The 24943-nt window shown below is 38.1% G+C and carries 23 protein-coding genes and 1 pseudogene; 7 read left to right on the top strand and 17 right to left on the bottom strand.

Translation table 11 applies throughout. From position 1 onward, the window contains the following. Positions 1-108: 108 nt before the first annotated feature. The 3 genes from PQ474_RS18755 to PQ474_RS18745 all read right to left on the bottom strand — a co-directional run bounded on the left by PQ474_RS18755 (position 109) and on the right by PQ474_RS18745 (position 4351). Positions 109-1455, bottom strand: a complete 1347-nt coding sequence (locus PQ474_RS18755; RefSeq protein WP_273846614.1) for a glycoside hydrolase family 68 protein — start codon at positions 1453-1455, stop codon at positions 109-111. Positions 1456-1568: 113 nt separating this feature from the next. Beyond that, on the bottom strand, positions 1569-2915 hold the full coding sequence (locus PQ474_RS18750) for a glycoside hydrolase family 68 protein (RefSeq protein ID WP_273846612.1): 1347 nt from the start codon (positions 2913-2915) through the stop codon (positions 1569-1571). Positions 2916-2980: 65 nt separating this feature from the next. Then, positions 2981-4351: a glycoside hydrolase family 68 protein gene (locus PQ474_RS18745; RefSeq protein ID WP_273846610.1), complete on the bottom strand. Its 1371-nt coding sequence runs from the start codon at positions 4349-4351 to the stop codon at positions 2981-2983. A gap of 294 nt (positions 4352-4645) precedes the next feature. Here PQ474_RS18745 and PQ474_RS18740 point away from each other — a divergent pair, with 294 nt between their 5' ends. Further along, a complete protein-coding gene (locus PQ474_RS18740; RefSeq protein ID WP_273846608.1) occupies positions 4646-4801 on the top strand; it encodes an aldehyde dehydrogenase family protein in 156 nt (51 codons plus the stop codon). Between the two features lie 336 nt (positions 4802-5137). Next, complete coding sequence (locus PQ474_RS18735; RefSeq protein ID WP_273846606.1) at positions 5138-5683, top strand: GrpB family protein; 546 nt, start codon at positions 5138-5140, stop codon at positions 5681-5683. A 288-nt stretch (positions 5684-5971) separates the two neighbouring features. Here PQ474_RS18735 and PQ474_RS18730 read toward each other — a convergent pair whose 3' ends face one another. Beyond that, positions 5972-6997 carry a zinc-binding alcohol dehydrogenase family protein gene (locus tag PQ474_RS18730; protein ID WP_273846605.1) on the bottom strand — a complete coding sequence of 342 codons (1026 nt, stop codon included), beginning with the start codon at positions 6995-6997 and terminating at the stop codon, positions 5972-5974. A gap of 178 nt (positions 6998-7175) precedes the next feature. Between PQ474_RS18730 and PQ474_RS18725 the strand changes: the two genes are divergently transcribed. Both PQ474_RS18725 and PQ474_RS18720 read left to right on the top strand, forming a co-directional pair. Continuing rightward, complete coding sequence (locus PQ474_RS18725; protein WP_273846602.1) at positions 7176-7547, top strand: winged helix-turn-helix transcriptional regulator; 372 nt, start codon at positions 7176-7178, stop codon at positions 7545-7547. Between the two features lie 349 nt (positions 7548-7896). Further along, positions 7897-8490, top strand: a complete 594-nt coding sequence (locus PQ474_RS18720; RefSeq protein WP_273846600.1) for a dienelactone hydrolase family protein — start codon at positions 7897-7899, stop codon at positions 8488-8490. A gap of 181 nt (positions 8491-8671) precedes the next feature. On the opposite strand, the gene PQ474_RS18715 is transcribed toward PQ474_RS18720, so the two are convergent. The 3 genes from PQ474_RS18715 to PQ474_RS18705 are packed head-to-tail and all read right to left on the bottom strand — an operon-like array spanning position 8672 to position 11542. Then, the gene (locus PQ474_RS18715; protein ID WP_273846597.1) at positions 8672-9304 is read right to left on the bottom strand and encodes a hypothetical protein; all 633 of its coding nucleotides are present in this window, start codon (positions 9302-9304) and stop codon (positions 8672-8674) included. A gap of 43 nt (positions 9305-9347) precedes the next feature. Further along, positions 9348-10166 carry a MerR family transcriptional regulator gene (locus tag PQ474_RS18710; RefSeq protein WP_273846596.1) on the bottom strand — a complete coding sequence of 273 codons (819 nt, stop codon included), beginning with the start codon at positions 10164-10166 and terminating at the stop codon, positions 9348-9350. Positions 10167-10198: 32 nt separating this feature from the next. Further along, positions 10199-11542, bottom strand: coding sequence for an MATE family efflux transporter (locus PQ474_RS18705; RefSeq protein WP_273846594.1), 1344 nt, complete (start codon positions 11540-11542; stop codon positions 10199-10201). 275 nt (positions 11543-11817) lie between these two features. On the opposite strand from PQ474_RS18705, the gene PQ474_RS18700 reads away from it, so the two are divergent. Further along, positions 11818-11940, top strand: coding sequence for a hypothetical protein (locus PQ474_RS18700; protein ID WP_273846592.1), 123 nt, complete (start codon positions 11818-11820; stop codon positions 11938-11940). 319 nt (positions 11941-12259) lie between these two features. On the opposite strand, the gene chrA is transcribed toward PQ474_RS18700, so the two are convergent. From chrA to PQ474_RS18660, 7 genes are all read right to left on the bottom strand, one after another. After that, on the bottom strand, positions 12260-13387 hold the full coding sequence (gene chrA / locus PQ474_RS18695) for a chromate efflux transporter (protein WP_273846590.1): 1128 nt from the start codon (positions 13385-13387) through the stop codon (positions 12260-12262). A gap of 17 nt (positions 13388-13404) precedes the next feature. After that, the gene (locus PQ474_RS18690) at positions 13405-13824 is read right to left on the bottom strand and encodes a chromate resistance protein ChrB domain-containing protein (RefSeq protein ID WP_273846588.1); all 420 of its coding nucleotides are present in this window, start codon (positions 13822-13824) and stop codon (positions 13405-13407) included. Continuing rightward, positions 13821-14252 carry a Chromate resistance protein ChrB gene (locus PQ474_RS18685; RefSeq protein WP_273846586.1) on the bottom strand — a complete coding sequence of 144 codons (432 nt, stop codon included), beginning with the start codon at positions 14250-14252 and terminating at the stop codon, positions 13821-13823. The genes PQ474_RS18690 and PQ474_RS18685 overlap by 4 nt, the downstream gene beginning before the upstream one ends. A gap of 397 nt (positions 14253-14649) precedes the next feature. Then, a complete protein-coding gene (locus PQ474_RS18680) occupies positions 14650-15942 on the bottom strand; it encodes an ABC transporter substrate-binding protein (protein ID WP_273846584.1) in 1293 nt (430 codons plus the stop codon). 85 nt (positions 15943-16027) lie between these two features. Then, on the bottom strand, positions 16028-17188 hold the full coding sequence (locus PQ474_RS18675; protein ID WP_273846582.1) for a response regulator: 1161 nt from the start codon (positions 17186-17188) through the stop codon (positions 16028-16030). Positions 17189-17205: 17 nt separating this feature from the next. Continuing rightward, a complete protein-coding gene (locus PQ474_RS18670; RefSeq protein WP_273846578.1) occupies positions 17206-18972 on the bottom strand; it encodes a cache domain-containing sensor histidine kinase in 1767 nt (588 codons plus the stop codon). 719 nt (positions 18973-19691) lie between these two features. Continuing rightward, positions 19692-19877, bottom strand: coding sequence for an NlpC/P60 family protein (locus PQ474_RS18660; RefSeq protein ID WP_273846576.1), 186 nt, complete (start codon positions 19875-19877; stop codon positions 19692-19694). Between the two features lie 480 nt (positions 19878-20357). On the opposite strand from PQ474_RS18660, the gene PQ474_RS18655 reads away from it, so the two are divergent. Continuing rightward, a complete protein-coding gene (locus tag PQ474_RS18655) occupies positions 20358-21710 on the top strand; it encodes an N-acetylmuramoyl-L-alanine amidase (RefSeq protein WP_273846574.1) in 1353 nt (450 codons plus the stop codon). A gap of 70 nt (positions 21711-21780) precedes the next feature. After that, a pseudogene (locus PQ474_RS18650) lies at positions 21781-22072 on the top strand (transposase); the annotation flags it as partial. A gap of 181 nt (positions 22073-22253) precedes the next feature. Here PQ474_RS18650 and PQ474_RS18645 read toward each other — a convergent pair. The 3 genes from PQ474_RS18645 to PQ474_RS18635 all read right to left on the bottom strand — a co-directional run bounded on the left by PQ474_RS18645 (position 22254) and on the right by PQ474_RS18635 (position 24920). Beyond that, positions 22254-23102, bottom strand: coding sequence for an SDR family oxidoreductase (locus PQ474_RS18645; protein WP_273846573.1), 849 nt, complete (start codon positions 23100-23102; stop codon positions 22254-22256). Positions 23103-23180: 78 nt separating this feature from the next. Continuing rightward, positions 23181-24242, bottom strand: a complete 1062-nt coding sequence (gene uxuA / locus PQ474_RS18640) for a mannonate dehydratase (RefSeq protein ID WP_273846571.1) — start codon at positions 24240-24242, stop codon at positions 23181-23183. A gap of 27 nt (positions 24243-24269) precedes the next feature. Further along, complete coding sequence (locus PQ474_RS18635) at positions 24270-24920, bottom strand: bifunctional 2-keto-4-hydroxyglutarate aldolase/2-keto-3-deoxy-6-phosphogluconate aldolase (RefSeq protein WP_337956376.1); 651 nt, start codon at positions 24918-24920, stop codon at positions 24270-24272. Positions 24921-24943: the final 23 nt, after the last annotated feature.

The raw sequence follows: 24943 nt of genomic DNA, 5'->3' as shown, positions 1-24943 counted from the left end.
AAAAAACTGAACGCCATTGCTTGTTCTTCTCGTTTATTCCTAACTGGCAGTCAAAATTGCTGTCCATCAGTGGCGGTTGAAGAATAACCCACTGAGGAAAGTCTCACCTTATTTAAAAACCCCTTGCTTCTTTTCATGAAGGATTTTTGTTTCATTACGTGTGATCGATATTTTTAATGAAGGTGCCAGCATTCCACCGAAATGTTCCATTTGATACTCTGGTGATTGCTCGCCAATTTCATAAATATCTTTACCATCCACATCTACATAATTCACAAAACTAATGACAGTGCCATTCGACATCACCATCCAAGAATAGGCTTGATACGGGTTATCGGTTGGATTTGCGATGACTAGCCCACTTTCATTCAAGGGTTGATAGCCTCCAAAAAGGGAATCTGAAGTAAACCCGTATAACCCTTCCGGTGCCTTAAGGCCGGAGGCGAATTTTTCACTGTGTGTCTTTACAAAAAGATAGTAGTTGTTTCCTTTTACCATGACACTGGGTCTTTCCAGTTCATCATTTACATAGTTCGCTTCTAGCAATGGTGGCAGCAAATTAAATTGATTCAAACCTTGATTCGTTGCTTTGGCAATACCAACACTGCCATTAAACGCTTTTGATCCATCAGGGATCACATGATTTTGACGAAATGCTGCCGAGCCAATATATTCATGTTTATAGGATCTGTCTTCAAGCTTCCCAGCAGAGTTTCCTTCAAACAATAGATATTCTTCCCCAGTCTTTGGATCCTGGAAAAAATACGGGTCACGGAATGCATAGGAAGATTCTACTGAACCTGTTTGTTCATTTGTTTGATAGTATTCTCCATCTGCTTCAAGAATGATTTCATGTGTGGACCAATCCTCAAATGTCACACTTGTGTTCGTTGTTTTTATCGTTGCCGTTGCAGTTGCGATTCGCTGATCATAGCTTAGGTGAGTTTCACCTTTCTTACCTGTTGCGGTGTAGAAAATTTGTAATTTCCCATCTTTGTGAACAATCGAAGATCCAGCCCATTGTCTTGAGCCTAATGCTTCTCCATCTTTGAAAACAGGGCCACCGGATTTCCAGCTCTTCCCGTCCTTTGAAAAGAAATAATGAATTTCAGCTGTATCATGTCGCTTCCCAGGAAGGACATCATTCGGCACTGACAAAGCAAAAATAATTTTAAAGCCGTTGACGACAGCTGGATGGCCATTCTTTTCTTGCAATGGCCAAGTATCCCAAATATAAGAGTCTGATGTGATTTGAATAAGTTCGTCTTTGTCAATAGTAGGTGCCGTATTTTGAGTATTCATTGAAAGAGTACTAACATCTTCACGAGTCCAATTAGAAGGATCCATATTTTCTTTGGCAGATACACCTGCGCTTACAAAAGGAGCGAATACAGCAGAAAGACTTATCATTGCTGCTAAAAAAAGCTTACCCTTCTTATCTCTTTTGCGTTCCATTTATGTTCCCCCTATTCTTCAGTCCATCATAGGCTCAAACTTCCCTTAAATGAACAGAATGGCCAGCTAATATCTTATACGATTAGCCGACCATTTCTATTATCATTTCCTTATTACTTAATCCAACCAGGGCTAAACTCTTTTACTATTTTGGTTGTATCGCCTTTGATGGATAGCTTAACGGTTGGAGGCAATGTTCCTCCAAAATGTTCAAATTGGTATTCTTCCGATTGATGTCCAATATCATCAATCGACATATCACCTATATCCCCAAAATGAGCAAACGCTACTACATTTAAATTCGGAAGAACTAGCCATGAATACGCTTGGTATGGATTTTCCGGAGGATTAGCTAAAACTAAACCACTTTCATTCAACGGCTCGTAACCACCGATCAATGTATCAGAAACAAAACCATACAGACCTTCAGGACCTTGAAGCCCTTCAGCATATTTATTGATATGGGTATCCAGGAATAAATAATATTTATTATCCTTTACAACGATATGCGGACGTTCTAATTCTTCATTTACATAATTGGCTTCCAAAAGCGGTGGGAGCATTTTAAGATTTGAAGGGTCGCCATCAACTACCTCTGCAATACCGATGTTCCCATTCGCATGTACAGCACCTGCAGGAACTGGGTTTTCACTAGTGTACTCAGTACTTCCTGCATATTCTTGTTTAAATGTGCGATCACCTACAGCACCGCCTGAATTTCCTTCAAACAGAATATATTCTTTATCGGTTTTTGGGTCTTTAAACCACATAGGATCACGGAAAGCATAGCCGCCGCCTTCACCTTGCAGAGCTTGCTCTCTTGTTTGATAATACTTACCGTCCGGCTCTAAAATGATCTTGTGATCACCCCAGTTTTCAAAACGGACTCCTTTGCTGTCAACAACGATATCACCTGTAGCCATCGCCAATCGCTGTTCAAACGTCAAAGGCTCTTGACCTCTATGTCCAGTTGCTGTATAGAATGCATGAATTTTACCGTCATCCGTCATGGCAGATCCAGCCCATTCACGAGAACCTAATGAAGCTCCCTCAGGGAAAAGCGTTCCACCAAGTGTCCAATCTTTCCCGTTTTTCGAATAAAAATAGCGGATTGTTGCAATGTCATGTACTTTACCTGGTAGCACATCGTTAGGAGCAGAAAGTGCAAACAACACTTTCCAACCTTTAATTGAAGCGATATTTCCATCGCGATCAGTTAGTGGCCATGAGTCCCAAATATGATAATCTTCCGTAAATTTCTCTAGTTTACTTATATCTAGATAAGGTAAGGTATTATCTTCATTTAGTTCGATTTTTGATACTTGTTCACGAGTCCAGTTGACAGTTGTCTCCGTGACCTCGGCCTGAACAGGAATTAATGCAGAAACAGCAAGGGTTGTCGCCAAAGCGAGACTCGTTAGAGCTTTCCCTTTTTTTTGAAAACTTTTTTGGATAGACATGTTATCGCTCCTTCGTTTCAAGAATTATGGTTTACCCATTACATATACCCTTCGTACTCACTCTTTTAGCGTAAAGATCTACCGTAAGGACCGAATGGTTTGATTTCTCCAGCTTGCATTTCTTTCACGATCTTTGTTGTGTCTCCGTCAAAAGATACCTTCAGCGTCGGTGCAAAAGTTCCACCAAATTGAACTTGACCATTCTCGTCTAAAGGTTCATTAATGAAGCTGATGACCTGACCATCTGGAGCCGCCCACCAAGAATAAGCTTGAAACGGTTTTTCCGCTGGATTGGCAACAACCAGACCAGTGCCGTTAACCGGCTTATAATCTGTACGCAAGCTTCCCTCACCGACAAAGCCATACAATCCATCAGGACCGCTTAAGCCTGGGGCAAACGTAAATTCGTGACTGATCGTAAGTAGGTAGTAAGTGTCGTCTTTTACCACAACATGAGGACGTTCCAACTGATGGTTGACCCCAACCGACTCAAGAAGTGGTGGCAATATTTCCAGTTTAGTTACATCGTTGTCAAGCACTTTTGCAATCCCGATATTTCCGTTGTAAAATTTTGCATGATCCGGAACGGTATGAGTATCGCGGTATTCTTTATCACCGATATTTTCCGGTTTTAAATCATTTCTGTTAGTGCCTGCTTGACCTTCCCAAATAATGTATTCTTCTCCAGTATTCGGATCTTGGAAGAAAAACGGATCGCGGAACCCAGTGATGATATTTCCGTGCTCTTGGAACTGTTCGATCGTTTCATAATGATGGCCGTCTGCTTCAAGAAGGATTTGGTGATCACCTTCATTCGTCAGATGTACTCCATTTTTGTCTGCACTGATATCAAATGTCGTCTTAGCGAGACGTTGCTCAGCTCTTTGCACCCATCCGTCTTTATTAAATTCTTTACCGCCATTGGCATTCATATCAGTGGTTGCCGTATAGAAGAAATGCACTTTCCCTTTCTCGTCCAACATAGCAGAACCAGCCCATTGCATATGTCCTAACGCGTTGTCATAGTCATACGGAATTCCTGCGTAAGTCCAATCCTTGCCGTTTTTAGAGTAGAACATACCGATTCTTGCTTCAGTATGACGGTCATGCCAAGTATAAGTACGAGGTGCAACCAATGCGAATGCAATTCTGTAGCCTTTCACGTTCGCAAGTGAACCGTCTCTGTTCTGAAGGGGCCACGTATCCCAAACCCACACATCCGGAGCTACGTCTTCAAAGTCCATATCGATGATTGGAGCTGTCGTCTCTTCCGTTAGAGCCACTTTCTCAGCTTGCTGTCTCGACCAAGCCGACGTGTAATCATCCTCAATACTCCAGTTAGAGCTCGCAGCAACGCTAATGCTTGTCAAACTGCTCGCTAAAATCGCAGCACACAAAACTAATTTCCCTACCTTTTTATGAGTTTTCATTTTCATTTGTTCTTGCCTCCGTTTAATTGATTAATATTTTTTCTCTTACAAACAACTATTCTTTCATTCTTACCTCCTTTCTTTTTGTTTGGTGGGATAACAGACCTAAAAGGTTCATAGATTCCCGTAACCGTACGGTTCATCTTATAGATTTTAGGTTATCCTGTAGAAAAACAGTAACAATCCCGCCATACTTCGTTTACATCTTAAATTATAATTAAATCCACCTTTTTGAAATACGGTTTAGATTGAGGGTAATTTAGTCTTAAATTGATGCTGCGTGAGATCTTATGGAGGACTTTGAAAGTAGCACGCAGTATCCGTACAGGGACGGTAGATGTAAATGGCGCTTCAAGTTCATTTGATGCCCCAGTTTGTGGATTTAAGGAAAGTGGTACCGGTCGTGAGTTCGGTGGTATCGGTTTAGGTCAATATGTAGAATATTTTTGCATCTAGCAAAAATAGGAATGACAAAAGAAGTGCTTGAAAAAGAAACGTTAAAAGAAATGGCATTATCGATTCAGAGATAATAAGTGTTAGAAGGTTACTATCTTGTTTGCCTATAAGCAGATTATTTTATTTTTCAATTATATTGTAGTTTGTGAAGAGATGTACTTAAACAGAAATGGTATGCTGCCTCTTTTGATATTGGGCATTTTGTGGGGAAGGAGAAAAGGTATGAATGGAGAATAAAGAAAAAGTAGAATGCTTATGTTGTTTTACTACCTTGGTCACATAACGTAAAACAATTTTAGCAAATGATTAAATATAAACAGTCTGAGGGTGAGTAAGATGGAAAATATTCATGATAAAAACATATGGCCAGTTTGGGCTACCGAGACAATAGACATTGTTGAACCGAATCCAAGATGGATCAAAAAAGGTGAGCATGAAAAGGCTTTACTTCTAGATATTCTTTCTCCTTCAGGTATAACTGAAATTCAACATTATGGAAGTACATCTATTCCGAATTTACCATCGAAACCAATCATCGATTTAATGGCCAAAATTGATTCATTCGAAACGGTAGAAGACATTGCTTCATTGTTAGTTGATTACAATTGGCATTATGTGCATCCTGATTTAGATCAACGCCCGTGGCAAAGGTTCTTTGTGAAAGTAACTAACGACAAACGAGAAGTACATCTACACCTATTGCTTGAGGGGGATGAACGGTGGGATAAGCAGCTACTGTTTCGAGACCGATTACAATCTAATCAGCTTCTTGTTAATGAATATGCTATCCTTAAAAAAAATTTAGTAGAAAAATATAGTAATGATCGTGAGTTATACACTAAAGCTAAAACAGAATTTATTAATTCAGTTCTTAAAATGTAATTATGAATCAAATTAATGGCGGTGATTCTTTAAGGTACGTTCCTAAATTTTTCAGAGATACATAATTGTTGAGTAAATGATAGGTAGAAAATGATCAACCTTTTTTATAAAAACCAAACTTAAACGGCTGAAGAAGAATCCATTTTGATCAAATTTTTTCAAAAAGGATTCTTCTTATTTATCATGAAATAAGGGTTTGCGAGGTATTTTTGCTCAAATTTCATTTCAAAGTTACACCTATATATTCGTACAGCCATTTAATGTTTCTAATGTTTAAGCTTGATTACATTAAAAATTTTCTACGACCGTTTTTCCTATAGATTTGCCAGTCTCTAGCAATCTATGAGCTTTTCGTAAATGCTCTGCATTAATAGGTGAGAGACGTTCCGTTAAGGTAGTTTTTATTATATTACTATCAACTAAACCGGCTACTTTATTTAAGAGTTTGTGCTGTTCAATCATATCTTCCGTTTGGAACATGGATCTTGTAAACATTACCTCCCAAACAAACGTTGCACTTTTGTACATTAGCAGTGATAGATTGAGGGGTCCATCTGTTTCGACTATCGAACAAATTTTCCCCTGAGGGGCAATAGCATCTGTCATGTTTACCCAATGTTTATCTGTTGTGTTAAGACAAAGAATATACTGCACTGCTTCATATCCCAACTGCTTTAATTGCGGAACGAACTCTTCAAAGTGATTTATGGTATGAACAGCTCCCAGCTTTTTTGACCAAGCAATAGACTCAGGTCTGGAGGCAGTACCAATCACTGTTAGCCCAGCCCATTTAGCTAATTGGATGGCTATAGATCCGACCCCGCCTGCTGCGCCAATAATAAGAATCGTTTTATTCTTATTTTCGTTTGGGTTAAGACTAATATTCATACGATCAAATAGTGCCTCGTAAGCAGTAATCGTTGTTAATGGTAGAGCAGCAGCTTCTCCAAAGCTTAAGGATTTTGGTTTTTTACCTACAATCCTTTCGTCAACAAGATGGAATTCACTATTCCCCCCTTGTCGAGTGTAGTCACCAGCATAATAGACCTCATCGCCTGGTTTAAACAACTTGCAATCTGGACCAATTTCTTCTACAATCCCTGCCACATCCCACCCTAAAACTTTAGGGGCTTCCTCCACTTTTTCTTTAGGTGAGCGGACCTTATAATCAACTGGGTTCACTCCAACAGCTTTTACGCTAACGAGTAGATCCCGACCCGAAGCACTCGGTTTTTCGATTTGTAGATCCAACAAACTTTCTGGATTATCAATTGGTAGATAACGATGCAAACCTACAGCCTTCATAATTACCATGGTTCAATCATCCTTTCGTAAAGTTATTCAAAGTTTCTAAATCGCATTAAAAAGTGAGTCTGTTATATTTAATGCTTTTATAATGGTTATAATAGTTTAAATGATAATTTATTGTAAGTACGCACATTTTTGTTGTATAGTATCATTTTTTATACTATTGATTAATGGAGGTATACATATGAACAATCAGCATAACCAATACTCAGTTTGTCCTGACCCATTCGGGTGTCCAGTTGAAGCAACGTTAGAAGTAATCGGTGGAAAATGGAAAGGCATTATTTTATTTCATTTAACGTCAGGAACAAAGCGTTTTAATGAATTCCGTAGGCTAATGCCTGACATCACTCAGAGAATGTTGACCCTTCAACTTCGTGAATTAGAAAAAGATGGAATAGTGCACAGGGAAGTTTATAGAGAAGTACCACCAAAGGTAGAATATTCGTTAACTGAGTTTGGCCATACAATAGAACCAATTATTATGCTTATGAGAGACTGGGGGGAAAGATATAACAAAGAGATTGCTATTAAAAGGGGAAGTTTGGAAAATTAGTCTTTAAGTATTAAAGGGAACTAGTCATTATGTCAATATTCAGCAATCGGGAGCCATAATTGAAGAACCGATGGGCTGTTCCGACAGCTCATTTTTCATTATCTTTTTTGAAATAAAGGCGTATTTACAAATGGATCAAGAGCTTCATTCTATAAAGCTATTAGAAGGGAACGATTAATTATTCTTTATTCCATTAAAGGACGCTTTTCTGAAATAAGGAAAGCGTCTTTCTTCATAAAAAGGGCCATTTTCTTGAATAAGAGAAGGAAATATATCGAACTCTCATTAACGGGACAGGTTTGAAATGATATAAACTAACAATGTGAAAATCATTTAAGGGGTGAATAGGGTGCTTAAAATAAACAAAAAATCCGATAAATTAATTATTGTCGTTCACGAAATATATGGAATTAATCAACATATGGTGGATTTATGTGAATTACTATCAGAACAAAATTTTGATGTCATTTGTCCAAATTTATTAGAACAAGAAATAGCTTTTGATTATTCTCAAGAGGAAAAGGCTTACCATAATTTTATGGATAATGTCGGTTTCGCAAACGGATTACATAAAGTAAAAAATATATTGTTAGATATTCAAGATAAGTATTCAAACATATTTATCATTGGATTTAGTGTAGGGGCAACGGTTGCTTGGTTGTGTAGTGAGGAAGAATGCGTTGATGGTATTGTTGGATACTATGGCTCACGTATTAGGGATTATGTAAATATATATCCCAAATGTCCGGTGTTTCTACTTTTCCCAAAAGTGGAAAAATCATTTAATGTTGAGGAATTAGTTTCAACTTTAGATAAACCAAATATAGATGTACATATATGTAGGGGTGAACACGGATTTAGTGATCCATACTCTTCTAAATACAATAAAGAATTAGCTCAAAATACATTTAGAGAAACATTGCACTTCTTCAAAAATAACTGAATTTTGTATTCCGCAAATGCGTGCCATTGTGGAATAGTGTTGCAGTTTACTAAATAACCATACATTTCACTACCTGAATTACACGAAGACCCCGTGCGAGCGAATGTTAACTGTGGTAAGTTAGTAATAAAATACATATTAATAGTAATGTTTTTATTATTTTCAACTTAGACTCCTCCAGTTATTTTACTTCTTTATTAATTTTTTCTTTTAAAGCTTTTTTGTCTAAAGCTTGGAACTCATTTGTCGAACTTACTTTTGATTGAATTTCTTTATTTTTTATTTTTTCTGTAACGTCATTGAGTTCTATAGAATTTAATTGATTATCTTTTAATGCCATTTTTACTGTTATATTCTTATCTAAAACTTGGTACATACCTGTCTCCTCACCTAATATCCAATATGTATTTTCATATGGGACATAATCATCAGTAGCTTTTTTCAAAACTAAAATGTAATTTTCATCTGTAGAGAACAATGCATTATCATTAAACTGCCAATTACTATTACCTTGCTGCATGATGTTTATTTCTAATATTTCGCTTTCACCTTTAAGTAAATCAACAATGGTTGCACTATAAATAGTTTTAGGCAAAGGTTCTTCGATTTCACTTAACTTTGATATAATCTTTACCTCAGCAACTAAATCTGCTTTCTCCATTGATTCACTAAAGCTAAAGGTTTCAAGTTCTGCTTCGATTTGTCCTCTCTCCTCTTCGATTACTTCTGTTGGTTGTGTATTTTCTCCGGAATTACACCCAACTAGTAATACAGCAAGGCATAAAATAGAAAATGTAGTTTTGTTTATTTCCATAATTTTCACTCCCTAGGAATTATATTTACTATTTCAGAATCGTTTATTTCTGAAATGGCACAGAAAGTTTTATTAAATACTTTTCAAACCCTTTAACAGATAACTCATCTAGCAGTATATCCTCATAAAAGAATCCTTTCAAAACTAGATCATGATCTTTCGCATACGTTACCAATCTATTATAGGTTTGTTCAATCTTAGAATAACCTTCCGTATGGTAGGTAACCAAATATGCCCCTTTCTCAACTTGATAATTCGCATATTTCGATTGAGTTACTCTTGTATAAAGATAGTCATACCTTCTATTTTCTCCCTTTAGAATGTTTTCTACACTTATCATCCACCCTTCGGAGGCGGAGGGAACTATATTATATTCTTCTAAGTAATTGTAGTGATAATAAATAGAGTCGTAGATATTTTTATCCTGCGTTAACGGTTTGGAATCAGTAATTACTAAGAATTGTTCCTCTTTATTTACAATAACAATTTCTGAAGTATTCAACTCAACTGCTTCTTTTGTAACATTTATTTTCTCAGCCATTAAATTTCTCATTTTTTCAAGATGATTGATTTTCGTCGTAAGAGCTTTTTCTTCTTTTTCCAGCAAAAGAATTAGCTTTTCAGGTGATCTATGATCAAGGAATTTTTTGATGTCCTTTAATGGCATATCTAATTCTTTCAGTACAGAAATGACCGAAAAAACATCTGATTGATAAATTGAATAGTACCTATATCCGTTAGAAGCAATGATCTCTGGAGAAAAAATACCAACTTTATCGTAATAAAACAGAGTATCTTTACTGACATTTATTAATTTCGCAAATTGTCCTGTCGTTAAGTGAATTTGTGGGTTTATGTTCATAAAAGGTTCATTTCTCCTCTTAAATTGTCATTTTAATAGTAATGATAAATCTTTCTATTAAGAAATAAGAAAATAGCACAAACAATAATAGAAAGGAATTCTGCTAATGGAATGGCTAGCCAAATTCCATTCACTCCCATTAAAAACGGTAGTATCAATAATCCAGTTAGGACGAATACCAATGTTCTTAGTAATGAGATCGTTGCCGAGACTTTCCCATTTGAAAGAGCGGTAAACAGCATAGATGTAAAAATATTTAACCCCATAAATAAAAAACTAAAACAAAAGATTCGAAATCCGTCTGTAGCAATTTTATATACATCAGTTTCTTTAGCTACCATCACCTTAATAAGAAGTGGCCCTAGCAAAAGGGAAAGTCCAAACACAACAATGGAGCTAATGCCAATAATAAGTAAGCTATTCTTAAAAATTCTTTTTATCTGATGAACATTTCGACTCCCGTAGTTATAGCTAATGATCGGTGCAATTCCCGCTGAGTATCCCATAAAAAAGGAAGTTAAAAATAACATAACATAAAGCATAACCGTGACAGCGGCTACCCCATCTACACCTAAATAATTAAGCATTAGAAGATTAAAAGCAAAGGTTACAACCGAAGCAGAAATATTTGATACCATTTCAGATGAACCATTTATGCAGCTCTTTAAGAAGACCCTTCCATCCACCTTTGGCCTAACAAAGTGAAGCTCGTTTTCTTTGTCTATCGTAAAATACACGATTCCAATTAGGGCAGGAATGGTTATTCCTATTGCAGTTGCGATAGCAGCGCCTTTAATCCCCATATTCATGACAGCAATAAAAAGGTAATCCAACATAATGTTTGTAACCCCACCTATAAGAGTGATCACGAAACTTAAATTTGGTTTTCCGGCTGTCACAAAGAAATTTTCAAACATCATTTGGATAACAATTAATGGACTGATCGCTAATAATATCCTTCCATAGATGTACGTATATTCAAAAAGCTGATCACTCGCACCCGCTCCGAGAAGTTCTAACAATGGACGAATACATAACAATCCTAAAATTGTAATCATTATACCAATTACAGCCCCGCTTATCACAATAAATGTAAAATTACCTCTTGCTTCCTGAAAGTGATTCTCACCCATTTTCTTAGCAATGATGGCACTTCCACCTGTACCGAGCATTAAAGCCATTGCCATGATCAAAGTAAAAACCGGCAAGAAAATATTAATTGCGGACAACGCTGTTTCATTGACATAACGTGCTACGAAAAAGCCATCAACCATTGTATATAAGGAAATAAATATCATCATTCCAATAGTTGGAGCAGCGTATACAAACAACGATGTCAGTGTATACTCTTTTCCTATTGCTTTTGATACTCCCATTGTTTATCAACTCCTAGAATTTCAGATCCATATTGATATCCTAGAGTATGGAGCTACACTATAGTCAAGTGGAGTGTTTTAAATGAGGATGAATATAAAAAGGCTCTTTATGAGGGGTATAAACGTTATATAGTATCGAAGGAAAAATTTCGATATTTTGATGAGGGGTTATATGAATTTTTCTAACTTTGCTTCTTCAGCTCTAACGGGGGGCTTTTCTGTTTTATTAAATTGACTTTTGGACATATAGTTTCAAGTAATCTTAGAGGATATAATTGATTAAACTATTCATGGAAGAGGTGAACGACAACATGAATACAGCCAAAGAGCGTTTGCTTAAAATCATTAATGAAATACCTGAACAAGAAGTAGATAAAATACTAGATTTTGCAGAATAGTTAAAAGCCCATAAAGAAAAAAGGTTATCTGAGGATTTAACAAAGGCTAGTGAAAGCAGCCTAAATTTTGGGGTAATGACATTGATGATGAGGTTTGGAATGATGTATTAACAAGGTGATATAGTTTTAATACCTGTTCCATTCAGTGATCTAACAAATTTAATAAAATAACTAATGAAAAGGGCTGTAGTACAGTCTTTTTTTAGTGTTAGAGAGGTTTTAATTGCTAATTTGTGAAGGATTGCACTTAAACGAACGGGACAGTTTACTTGAAGAACGTATAAAAAAATCTGCTCCCTACGGAACAGATTTTTTATAGTTATAAGAAGATAAGTAAAGTCCCTAAAGCTAATGCTAAAAGGAATACTTGCCAGATTTGCCATTTGAATTTAAACAATAGACTAAGCATTATGATAGCAATAACAATACTTCCCCAATCAATAAAGACTTCTAAAGATAACCGTATTAGAAAACTAGCGATAAGACCAACAACAGCTGCACTAACTCCTGCTAAGTATAATTTTAGCTTGTCATTTTCTCTAATTTTATCGAAATAAGGAGCACCTAACAACACCACTAAAAAGGCAGGTAAAAAGACAAAAAAGGTTGCTAGTGTAGCTCCCCAAAAACCATATGCTGCAAATCCAACGAATGCCGCAACCATAATTAATGGACCAGGTGTTAATTCATTAATAGCTAAACCATCAATATATTGTTCAGTTGTTAGCCAGCCATAATTATCAACCGCTTCAAATTGTAACAACGCTAGAACCGTATACGCTCCGCCAAAGCTAAGTGCACCAATTTTTAAGAATAATAGGGAAAGGCTAGTTGGTATCGCAGCGGTCCCTGCTGAGGCGACTGCTAAAAATGGAAGACCGTTGAAGCTGAATGCTTTAGTGTTAAATGAGCGAACCAATATCATATATACTAATCCCATTACCAATAGTAAAAGGATTAAGTCAATTTGAGTAACAAAAGTTAAAGTTAACATGAAAAGAGTAATAAATATTTTCTTTCCATCTTGTAATACCCCAAACTTATTTGCTATTCGAAAAAGACTAAATAAAACAATCGCAACCATTGCTGGCTTAACACCGTATAATAAGCTTTGTGCAATATCCGAGGTAGCTGCATATTGAAAGTAAGCCCAAGCCAAAATGGTGATTAAGACAAAGTTAGGCAACATAAATCCCAGTCCTGCTAAAAAACCACCTAAATAACCCCGTTGTCTATATCCAACATACATACAAAGTTCAGCTGCCTCTGGTCCTGGTAACATCCCACATACAGCAAAGGCATCTCGAAATCGGTCATTATCAATCCATTTCTTCTTTTCTACCGCGTGTTCATGTATGACTTGTATTTGTGCAGTAGGACCACCCCAACCCTGTAATCCAATAAGGATATAGGTCCAGAAAATATTCCATAAACTAGGTTTCTCCACTTTTTTCTCTCCCATTATTAAAGATTATTTCTTTTTATCATTGCGTATAAAGCGTCATAAATAATGAAACCTCTTTCTAACGCTTCATAATCATCTTTGCTAATTAAACTAATCCCATCACAAATAAAATCTAGACCAGGTGCAACAGGTTCTAAAAAAACTTCTTGAACCGTATCTGCTTCATCTACAATTTGAGCTATTTTTTTTAACACAGTATCCTGTAAGTTATAGTCATCTAACAAAGAATAAAAAGAACATCGTCCATGTCTGTGAGAAAACTCTGCCCCTGGAATATCAAATCCCCTTGTACCATCAGGAATTTCTTGTTCGCCTTCAGGGATAAAAATAAATTCAGCTTCTTGATCAATATACTTTTTAATTAACCAACAACAAGCCATACGGTCCACTCCAATGTTTTCCCATGTAACCCACTTCATTTTAAATCACTCCTTTGTTGTGTAATTTTTTCGCGTACTTTTATTTCCAACGGGGACTTGAAATAATCAATTTTTTTTATCCGTTGGTATTTTTTTGACAAAGAAACCAAATCGATGTTTTCTCCATCCAGGTTTTTTAGTAGTTCAATATAGCTTTCATTGATTTGTTCAATAAATAACTGACTCACTTCTTCATCAGACAATCCAAAGAGAAGTTGTGATTCCCACATAGTTGCTTCTCCGCCTAAATCTTTAATCTCAACAGTTAACCATTGAAATTGTTCAAATGTATAAGCATTGTTAGGTAAAAGCCATATAGCATCATGTAAATGAAAAGCCCCTAAACTTTTTAGTTTCCTCCAGATTTTCACCCTTGGAGAACTAGGATTTCTAGGCATTTTATAAGTGAGGTGTAGCCAACTAATCAATATTCCACCTCCCATTAATGTAACCACGGTTACATTATACTTTAATTTTAACTACATTTATAGAGTGGATTTACATGTCTTCTTCAAGTAAAAGAGGCAATCCCTGAATAAGGGTTGATTGAACTTCTTCATGTTGAAGGAACGGGGACGTTAGTGAAATAAGAAATAGTACTGAAATATTGATTTTTCAATATTAAGATCTTCAACAAACGGGCGCTATTGTGGAGTAATATCTAGATTTAAACGACTTAATTGTTATATTTTTAGGTAAAGTGAAGGATCTTACATCAAAACCTCAAACAGTATAACCCCGTCCTAAATTTAGAACGGGGTTATACTGTTTGAGGTTTTAAAATTCAATAACTTGATTGTCACTTTACAACTGCGGGATGATCCATCATTTCCTCGCAGCCTTCTCCCACGACTTCTGCAACTCTTGCAGCAATTGATCATGATTAAGCTGTTTATCTACGTAAGCTTGCATGGCAAGTCCGAATTCATGATCGAACTCATCCCTTGCTCCCCCAGGGTATTTAAACCAGTTAAAGGACAACGTCTTCTTCTCTTTGGTGTAACGAATAATATCGTCTGCGAGCGGTCCTAAATGGTTGGTCTCAATATGTTTAAACGCCGGAATAAATTTGAATTGTTCCGTCATAAATTGTTTTCCTTGTTCTGAAGAAACCATCCAGTTTAAAAATTTCTTTGCTTCTCTCTTCTTCTCTGGGGTCGATTGTTTATTCACAACCCAGTAATTGGGTACACCGACCACTAAGGCATCGTTTTTAGGATCGTCATTAATTGCAATTGGCAGAAATCCGATGTTCATATTGGGCGTTTGTTGATCGATCATTGGTTGAATCCAGTTACCTTGCTGAATCATCGCTGCCATCCCAGTGGCAAACAGGTTCACTTCCATGTTGTAATCCGTAGTCAACGGATTCTCATTTCCATATATTACCGTTACATCCAACAATCTGATCAGATCTTTGAATTTTTGATTTTGTTTGATTTCTTGTGTTCCGTCATTCAAGCCTTTAATAAAGGCATCCGGATCTTCCTGTTGCGCAAAGGCAATATTTAAGAGATGACCCAATTTCCACTTTTCATAATATCCGTTTGCAAAAGGCGTGATGCCCGCCGCTTCCAATTTTTTTGCTGCTGCGATTAATTCCGTAAGCGTTTTGGGCAACGTTTCAATGCCTGCCTCTTTAAATAAATCTTTATTATAAATGAATCCATATCCTTCAAGGTTTATCGGCATTCCGTAAATTTCGTTATCGATTTTCATGGATGCTATCGCATCTTCAAACGCATTCTCAACCCAAGGTTGATCAGAAAGAACTTCCAAATATTCACTCCACCTTTTGGCCTCTTCATATCCACCGTTCGTAAATATATCAGGACCTCTTCCGGCAGCTAACTGTGCAATTAGATCACTGCGGTCATCGACCCCTCCGCCTACGGTACGAACGATAATATCCACACCCTGGTTTTCCTTTTCATAAGCCAGAACCATCTCTTCGAACTGTGTGGAAATTTCGACTTTCCGATTCCACACTTCCAACGTGGTCTTCTGATCTTCACTTATCGTTTCTGATTTCACTGTTTCATTGTCAGCCTCACACCCGAAGAGTGGTAGGATGATCATACCGGTCCAAAACATTTGCAAAATAATCCTTTTTTTCATTGTCTCCCCCTCAGGTAAATGTAACTATTTATCAATCCTTCTTGTTTTAAAAGACGAAAACGGATCTATTTTAAATTTTTCTGCTTTAGCACTTCTTCCCGTGTTTCCGGTACTCGATCGGTGTCATCCCAACCATTTTTTTGAATAGCTTCGAAAAGAAATTTCCGTCCTGATATCCAAGCTTTATGGATATCGAGTACACCTTCTCGTCCGTTTGAATTAACCACTGTTTCGCTTGTTCAATTCTTAGTTGAGTGACGTATTCGGACAGGGTCACTCCTTTTTCTTGTTTGAATCTTCTTGAGATATGTTCGCGACTTAGGAAAAACCGGTTGGACAGTTTTTCTAAACTCAACTCTTCTGTATAATACTTCTCAACATAAGCAACCATGTCATGCATGCGCATCGCATCATCCACATTGGTCAATCGGTGTATCGATCTGAAATGTTGATCAGCCATTTCTCTTTGCGCAGCTTGAAAAGTTGTAGGTAGTTCTTCCAATGATTTCAATGGAACATTAACAAAACGAATAGGGACATCAAAGTGATGACTAATCCATTCTTCTACCGCTACCCATTGACCCTGCACAGTAATCACCACACAGAGATTATGGTCGTTCAGAAACGCAAATGCATTCCCCCACTCCCGATCACATAGCTCATGAGCCAACAACTGAATATAAGAATCGGAATCGTGCATTTGGTAAAAAGAAAGTAAAGCAAGATCGTATACATCAGCTTGCGGAAGACATGAGGCAATTTGTCCAGCGTCAAAAGGCTCGCGGTTACAAGCTGCCGTCACCACCCGGTTCATACGTAAACTTTTGACATCTTCATAGAAGCCCGACTCTTTGTTATGGCGTTCCTCCTCTTCATTAGCCCAAGCCTTAACAGCTCCGAACAATGCATTATTTAGCGCTTCAGCTTCAATTGGTTTCAATAAATAATCGAAGCTGCTGTACTGAATCGCTTTACGCATGTATGAATAGTCGTCACACACCGTGACCAAAATCACTTTACCCGGATAAGATATGGCATCTAACCACTCGATTAATTCAATACCGCTCATTTCGGGCATTTTTACGTCTGTAAAAATGATTTCCGGGGATTCCCGTTCAATCAATCTTTTTGCCTCTTTGCCATTGTTGGCTTCCAAAACAGTCGTAATCCCGTATTTTTGCCACTGCCCCAAAGAACGAATGACGTCCCGTACATTGAATTCATCATCCACCAACAGAGCTTTCATGTATGTCATCCTCCTTTTTAAAGTAATGGAATCATAAGCCTTACTGAGAACCCTTGTCCATCCTTCGTATCTAGTTCAATTCCTGCTCCCGGTCCATAATTTAAAACTAATCGATCATGAATATTTTTCAAACCGATATGCTCGTGTGAATAGGCTTCATCACCCGATGTATAGATTTTCTCCCTTAATGTCTTTAGCTCTACATCCGTTAAACTGGGTCCATTATTTTCTACAACCAGATATAAATGTTCTTCACGTATTTCTCCGTAAATGTGCAAATGAGCTTCATAAACCCCCGCTTCATAACAGTGTTTAAAGAAATTTTCAACGAGCGGTTGTAGAATCATACTTGGAACGATCCTATCAAGAATCGTCTCGTGTATATCAATAGAGTAGCTTAAACCGGTTCGAAAACGCTCCATTTGAAGTTCCAAATAGGCTTTTATATAATCGACTTCACTTTGAACCGACACCCATTGATCTGCACGAATGGAGTATCGCATCATTTTAGAGAGGGACGTCACATATTTATACACATCCGGAGAATTGGACCGAAGCGCAACCGCACCAATGGACTGTAATGAATTATATAAGAAGTGCGGATTAACCTGAGACTTTAGAGCCTTGAATTGGTTTTTTCTATTCTCAATCTCCAGTTTATATTCACGTTCAATGTGAAGATTAATCCGGTCCATCATACCCTTTATATGCTTTTCCAGATGGCCGATTTCATCTTCCCGTTGATCATCAAACAGCACGTCCATGTCCATATTCTCGCCCTCAATTTTCCGTACTTTTCTGCTAAGGAGTTTCAGTGGACGAGTAATCTTGTAAGAAATAATGACAACCATTAATAAGCCCAAAAATACCACTCCCACACCGACCATGATATTGGTACGGGCGGTTTGCCTCACCTCATTGAAGAGGAACTCACTCGGGGTGATCTTAACTAATTTCCATTGTTCTAACGGCCCTGACAACGTTCTCGACAAGATAATATCACCATCATCAGAATAGATTTCTTCCTGATTGATCTGCGACTGTAAATCGGCAGGTATAGGTAGTCCGATCAAGTCTTGATCACTTGCATATATGACAAAACCATTCGAATCAATTAAAAAGGCCGATTCCTCCCCCCCCTGAATGAGACGGTCACTTATGCGGGCATATTCATCCATATCGATATCAATCGTGATGATGCCAAGAAGTTCGTTGGACAGGACATCTATGATTTTATGATGCATCGTCAAAACCATCGTTTTGTCCGACTGAGGAATAATCGCAGCATCGGTATAATTCTGAATCTGATGCGGCGGCTCAATCACAAAATTTAGGTCAGAGTTGACCAGATCCTGAATCGAAGCTAGCTTCCATAAATCCGGTTGATGCTTACGGGCACTGATCATCGCATTATAAACAGAAAACGAGTTTTTTTCGTTTGCAATATAATACCGAACCTGACGAATTTCTCTTCGCATCAAATAAAACGTTTTTAGGGCTTTTTCAATAACCAATGGATTGGAATAAGTCGAACTTTCAATATCGGTTTCTGACATTCGAAATAAATCAGCATTTCGATACAAAATATATGGAAGATGGATCATGTCATGAAAGTATTGTTCGAGATGATCAGACACCTCTTGCATTTGATCGTGACTGCTTGCAAGCTCATACCGCTCCACATTCTTCTTCGTATACCCATAAATCAAAAGCACAGATAAAAAATACGGCAAGATGATAAAAATAATAAGCATGATCAATAGGCGACTTTGAATGCTTTTCACAAGAATGATGCTCCTTTCGCTCAGAAGTGATTGCCCTGTATGTTGCCATCGCTACTTCCTCGCGCTACTAGCTCACTAAGACTCTATATAATCTATCGTTCTCTATAGCCCTTTACAGACTGTTTAGTTATAGTGAAATAACTTACAACCTAAGGATCAAGGGGGCTTTTATGATGAAACGAACAAAACACTAAAGAAGAAATTAACCGGCCTAAGAGAAGTACTTGAAACAGGGAAACAAACGATTGTTGCTCGTCGCTATGAATTAAATCCAAACATAGTCAGTCGTTGGGTTAGAAAATACAAAGATGGCGAGTATGGAGACAGCAAGCAACCAATATAGAACTCTTAGAAGTTAAAAAAACTATCTCGAGATAATGATCGATTAAAAAGCTATTAGGTGAGAAGGATCTTGAAAAAATGGCTGTTCTACAAGACCTTATAAAAAAGAAAAACCCTCACTTGCTGAAAAATTTGAAGTAGTTGACAAGTGGATCTCCAAAGGCTACGCGATACAAACGGTGCTAATCATTGGCATTTCTCGTTCTACCTACTACGATCAAAAAAAGGACCAAGTAAAAGAGAAAAAAGGAAGTAAGGGACGTCCACCACCAGGATCCACATCACAGAGGCCGATCAAAAGGTTCCAGACGAACTCATTCTTGGTTATATCCGGAAGTCCTATCTACAAAAGCTACTCCTGTACTAGATTGCGCCCCTTAAAACGGACCGACGTAAATCCCAACATGACCGTCAATTTTGTACGTATCAAAGAATACTAGATCTCCAGGCTTCCTTTCATCAGGAGGGACACTTTGTCCTATATGTTTCAACGTATCTGTTGTAACCGAATGTAGACGGCTTATATTCCTGGGGGCTTGATCGTGAAAGTCATGTTGGCTCATCCATCCTCACCTCCGTTACTAACTATTCAGTCAATTCCCATCATGAAAGGCTGGTCCTTTAATCCAAGTTTGGAACGTTGACATAACCACCTAACAGCCATTTCTTTTATAGCCATTCGATAATCTCTCTTTCAAAACTACTTATCTTCTTTCAGCCTGAGGAATATATATAACATTATGGTATTTAAGTCACTCAAAGGTATGGATACAGGTTTAGGTACTATCATTATTTTTACGATAATCTTCTTTAGAGAATACCACAAACAGCACGGTCCTTGTATTCACTTATTGCATATGGAACCATATGTATGATAATTCCTTCTTCTTCCACCCCCCTTTACTCATGGGATTTTTCCAGAAGTAGGATTATCGTACAACAGTGAGTGCCAGGCACCAGAACCATCGTTTGTCCAGATCAAAAATTCATCCCTTTCCATACTATATTAAGGTAAGGTACTTTTTAGAGAATGGAGGAATTCGATGAAACTTTATTTAGACCCAGGACACGGTGGTTCAGATCCAGGAGCTCAAGGTAATGGGTTGAGAGAAAAAGACATTGTATTAGATATAGCTCTTAGAATCCGTTCAATTCTAGTAAATCACTATGAAAACGTCGAGGTCAGGATGAGTCGTACAAGCGATATCAGTAAAAGTTTAGCTGAACGTACGAACGAGGCCAATACTTGGAACGCTGATTATTTCTTGTCTATTCATGCTAATGCCTTTAATGGCACAGCCAGAGGATATGAAGACTATATTCATAGCAGCTTATCTGATTCATCCACAACTGCTCAGTATCGAGATCATATGCATGCAGAAATAACAAAAGTGAATCAACTTCCTAACCGCGGAAAGAAAAAAGCTAATTTTCACGTTTTACGAGAAACGACCATGCCCGCCCTTTTAACTGAGAATGGGTTTATTGATAATCCTGAAGATGCTGCCTTGATGAAAGATTCTACCTGGCGTCAACAAGTAGCCCAGGGGCATGTAAATGGTTTAGCAAATGCCTTTAATCTTCAACGCAAACCAAATGACTCTGTCACTTACAAGGTCATAGCTGGCTCTTTCACTTCAAGAGAAAATGCAGAAAAGAGAGTAGCTTACTTGAACTCAAGAAACATTGAGTCGTTTATTAGCACTACTACTGTTTCTGGTGAGACCAGGTATCGTGTCCAAGCTGGGGCCTTTTCAAGCAGAGAAAATGCCGAGAAACGCCTGCAAGAAGTGAAAAATGCAGGAATTGAAGATGCTTTCATCCTCAGTGATAACAACTCTACTCAAGACGATCAGGGTCAGGTCCAGTCCGGCTATTCGATAGTAGGTCAGACGTTCCAGTCACCAGAGCAAATGGACCAGTATGTGAAAGAAATAAACCCTAACGCTATCAAGCTAGGTTATTATTATTTAACCTTTGGAGACTATTATGGAATTAGAGGAGACGTTGCGTTTGCTCAAGCCATTCATGAAACGAATTTCTTTCGATTTACCGGAGTCGTACAACCGAGTCAAAACAACTTTGCCGGTATAGGCGCTACAGATTCAGATAATCCAGGAGCAAGCTTTGCTACACCGCGAGATGGGGTTCTCGCCCATATTCAACATTTATTTGCCTATGCTTCGACTGAACCGTTACCGGACAAGTACCCATTAGTGGACCCACGCTTTAATTTAGTAAACAGAGGATCTGCTACTACATGGACCGCCTTAAACGGAAAATGGGCCGTTCCCGGTGATAATTATGGCCAGTTGATCTTAGAAATCTATGATCGAATGATTCAGTCTACGATCGCAAAGCTAGAGAACATCCGTGAAGAGCTAGAAGAATCCTAACGGGAAGCAACGGGACGGTTCTCGTGCTTCCCTAGTGGTTTATTATTCTAAATGAAAACAGTAGAACTATCTAAAGCAATGCAAGGAATGCCCACTAAGGGATGAGTGTACCCAAAAAAGGGCTAGAAGAATTCTGACAGTGGGTAAAAACACAACAGAGTTTTATGAAATTTCTTAGTACCAAAAAACTGAAGAGTTTCTAGAAAAGTATAAAAAAAGAGCTTCAATTGAAGGGAAATGCGGAGCTCAAAAGGTTTCATGGCCTATCCCGCGCCAAGGGGTATGGTCTATTAGGTGTGTCTAAACAATCTAAATTGGCTGCAATAGCAGTCAATTTTAAAAGAATAGCAGCTTTAGTATCCTATTAATAAGGAGAAAACCGCAAAGGTTTTCCCCCTTCAGAGTTAGAATCACAAAAAATTCATTGGATTTTAAGTTTTGAACCTGAAATTTTGCGCTTAACTAAAATTCGCTAATTAGAAACGGTACTTTTTCACCAGTCTCGAACCGTCCCCCCGCTTCCCTTCCCACTTCCCACTCCCTCTAAACACCTGAATAAGCCATAAATCCACCATCTACCGGAATGGTTACACCCGTCACAAATCCAGACATCTTGCTGTCAACTAACCATAATAATGTTCCAAGTAAATCTTCAGGATCACCAAATCTTCTCATCGGCGTATGTGTAATAATCTTTCCTGCTCTCTCTGTGAGTGAGCCATCTTCATTCGTTAGCAATGCTCGATTTTGTTCGGTTAAAAAGAAACCTGGGGCAATGGCGTTCACACGGACTCCTGCTTGAGCCATATGAACCGCTAACCATTGTGTGAAATTATCGATACCCGCTTTTGCCGCACTATAGGCTGGGACCTTAGTCATCGGGGAAGGCGCGCTCATTGACGACATATTAATCACAACAGCACCCTTTTTATCAACCATTTTCTTTAAAAAGATTTGGGTTGGGTTTACCGTTCCTAAAATATTTAAGTTAAATACATGACCAAATCCTTCACTCTTTAAATCAAAAAAAGTAGAGACATCATCCTTTTCCAAATCTTCTTGTTGGAAGATTTCATTTGTCGTAATTCCGTCTGGATGGTTTCCACCAGCACCATTGATTAAGATGTCGCAAACCCCAAATGTTTCGGTTACAAGTTGTTCAGCTCTTTTAATACTTTCGACATCAAGAACATCACAAGCAATAGCTAAAGCCTCTCCTCCTGCTTCTCTAATGCTTTGTTCAATTTGCTTTCCTTTTTCCTCCGTTCGATTCAGAATGGCTACCTTTACTCCCTGTCTAGCAAGCTCTTTCGCCATCGCACGGCATAGCACGCCACTTCCTCCGGTAATCACAGCCACTTTCCCCTTGAGATTTTCATTTATCGTTAACATATGATTCTCCTCCTTTTTAAAGTAGTAAGACCCCCATTTACTAAACGGCTAATAGGGGCACTACTATTTTGATCCGTTCTACTTTTGTCTTTCTAGAGAATCCCAAATCCCCCACATATACATGATTCCAAGTGCACGGTCATACAGCCCGTATCCAGGTCTGCACTCCTCATCCCAAATATGTCTACCATGATCTGGTCTGGCGTAACCTGTAAAGCCTTTTTCGTGATAGGCTTTGACAATATCGTAAATATCGACCGAACCATCCAGCGTTCTGTGGGATGTTTCGATAAAGTCACCATTTTCATAGATTCGGACATTGCGGATATGAGCAAAAGCAATGCGATCCGCAAACTCTCGAACCATATCCCCAATATCGTTAGTCGGATTAGCTCCTAAAGAACCGCTACATAGCGTTAATCCATTGTAAGGATTATCAACAAGGCTTAAAAACCTTTTAATATTTTCTCGATTAATCATAATTCGTGGTAAGCCAAAGATTGGATAAGGGGGATCATCTGGATGAATTCCCATTTTGATATCATGTTTCTCTGCCACCGGGATAATTTCTTCTAAGAAATATTTTAAGTTATCCCACAAGTCTTCTGTGGTCACATCCTTATACAATTCAAACAGCTTTGTTAAATGAGATAGTCTTTCAGGTTCCCAACCAGGCATCGTTAAATCTGAGTTTTCACTGATTTTTTTTACTAAATCCATTGGATCGATATTCTCAATTTTCGATCCTTCATAAAAAAGCGCCGTTGATCCATCCTCAAGCTCTTTAAATAGATCTGTACGAATCCAGTCAAATACAGGCATAAAGTTATAACAGATGACCTTAACCCCAACTTCCGCTAGCTTTTGAATGGTCTTTTTATAATTTTCAATGTATACGTCCCTTGACAGCAAACCGAGTTTAATATCTTCATGAACGTTTACACTTTCAACGACATCAATATGCAAACCATGCTCATCGGCTTGCTTTTTCACTTCTAGGATTTTATCCATTGGCCATTCTGCTCCAGCTGGAACATCATGAAGGGCCCATACTAATCCTTCTACTCCAGGAATTTGACCAATGTGTTTTAACGAAACACTATCGTTTCCTTCCCCGAACCATCTAAATACCATTTTCATACGAACCACTCCATACTCTCTATTTGTTTACATTTCTGCTCTTGCTTCTTTCACAAGCAGACAATATTGTTTAGCTAGTGCAGTCACTTCTTCATAGTTTCCTACTTTAGCAGGTTTGGCTAAGTCGCTGCCAATTCCAACCGCAACGGCTCCACTTTTGATCCACTCTTTCGCATTTTCAAGATTAACCCCGCCTGTTGGCATAATCGAAACTTGCGGAATCGGGCCTTTAATTGATTTCACAATTGATGGTGAGTAATGATTTCCTGGGAACATTTTGACGATCTCTGCGCCGTATTCCATCGCCGTTTTCATTTCAGTTACCGTCATACAGCCCGGCATGTAAGGGATTTGGTACCTGTTGCACAGGATGGCGGTATCTTGATCAAAACAAGGACTTACCACATATTTAGCCCCAGCAAGTATCGCAATCCGCGCTGTCTCACTATCTAAAACGCTCCCGGCACCAACGAGTAAATGTTTAAACTCAGGTTTTTTCGTCAAAGTTGAAATAACATCTGCTGCCCCCGGCACGGTAAACGTTACTTCAATCGATCTAATTCCACCTTCCATACAAGCACTAGAAGTCTGGATGGCTTCCTCTTCACTCTCTGTGCGGATGACGGCCACTACGCCAGACTCTACCATTTCCATTATAATTTTAGATTTTTGAATCATCGTATTTAACCCCTCAATCATTT

Origin of the sequence: Halalkalibacter alkalisediminis (assembly GCF_028610705.1) — a bacterium.
In the GTDB taxonomy this organism is placed as follows: Bacteria; Bacillota; Bacilli; order Bacillales; family Bacillaceae_D; genus Halalkalibacter; species Halalkalibacter alkalisediminis.
The sequence above is the reverse complement of the archived record's forward strand: the minus strand, read 5'-3'. Positions and strand labels throughout refer to the sequence as shown.

Coding starts and splice junctions, on each gene's coding strand:
- PQ474_RS18755 (WP_273846614.1), bottom strand. CDS start 1,455: ATGGAACGCAAAAGAGATAAGAAGGGTAAGCTTTTTTTAGCAGCAATG.
- PQ474_RS18750 (WP_273846612.1), bottom strand. CDS start 2,915: ATGTCTATCCAAAAAAGTTTTCAAAAAAAAGGGAAAGCTCTAACGAGT.
- PQ474_RS18745 (WP_273846610.1), bottom strand. CDS start 4,351: ATGAAAATGAAAACTCATAAAAAGGTAGGGAAATTAGTTTTGTGTGCT.
- PQ474_RS18735 (WP_273846606.1), top strand. CDS start 5,138: ATGGAAAATATTCATGATAAAAACATATGGCCAGTTTGGGCTACCGAG.
- PQ474_RS18730 (WP_273846605.1), bottom strand. CDS start 6,997: ATGGTAATTATGAAGGCTGTAGGTTTGCATCGTTATCTACCAATTGAT.
- PQ474_RS18725 (WP_273846602.1), top strand. CDS start 7,176: ATGAACAATCAGCATAACCAATACTCAGTTTGTCCTGACCCATTCGGG.
- PQ474_RS18715 (WP_273846597.1), bottom strand. CDS start 9,304: ATGGAAATAAACAAAACTACATTTTCTATTTTATGCCTTGCTGTATTA.
- PQ474_RS18710 (WP_273846596.1), bottom strand. CDS start 10,166: ATGAACATAAACCCACAAATTCACTTAACGACAGGACAATTTGCGAAA.
- PQ474_RS18705 (WP_273846594.1), bottom strand. CDS start 11,542: ATGGGAGTATCAAAAGCAATAGGAAAAGAGTATACACTGACATCGTTG.
- PQ474_RS18690 (WP_273846588.1), bottom strand. CDS start 13,824: ATGAAGTGGGTTACATGGGAAAACATTGGAGTGGACCGTATGGCTTGT.
- PQ474_RS18680 (WP_273846584.1), bottom strand. CDS start 15,942: ATGAAAAAAAGGATTATTTTGCAAATGTTTTGGACCGGTATGATCATC.
- PQ474_RS18675 (WP_273846582.1), bottom strand. CDS start 17,188: ATGAAAGCTCTGTTGGTGGATGATGAATTCAATGTACGGGACGTCATT.
- PQ474_RS18660 (WP_273846576.1), bottom strand. CDS start 19,877: ATGAGCCAACATGACTTTCACGATCAAGCCCCCAGGAATATAAGCCGT.
- PQ474_RS18655 (WP_273846574.1), top strand. CDS start 20,358: ATGAAACTTTATTTAGACCCAGGACACGGTGGTTCAGATCCAGGAGCT.
- PQ474_RS18645 (WP_273846573.1), bottom strand. CDS start 23,102: ATGTTAACGATAAATGAAAATCTCAAGGGGAAAGTGGCTGTGATTACC.
- uxuA (WP_273846571.1), bottom strand. CDS start 24,242: ATGAAAATGGTATTTAGATGGTTCGGGGAAGGAAACGATAGTGTTTCG.
- PQ474_RS18635 (WP_337956376.1), bottom strand. CDS start 24,920: ATGATTCAAAAATCTAAAATTATAATGGAAATGGTAGAGTCTGGCGTA.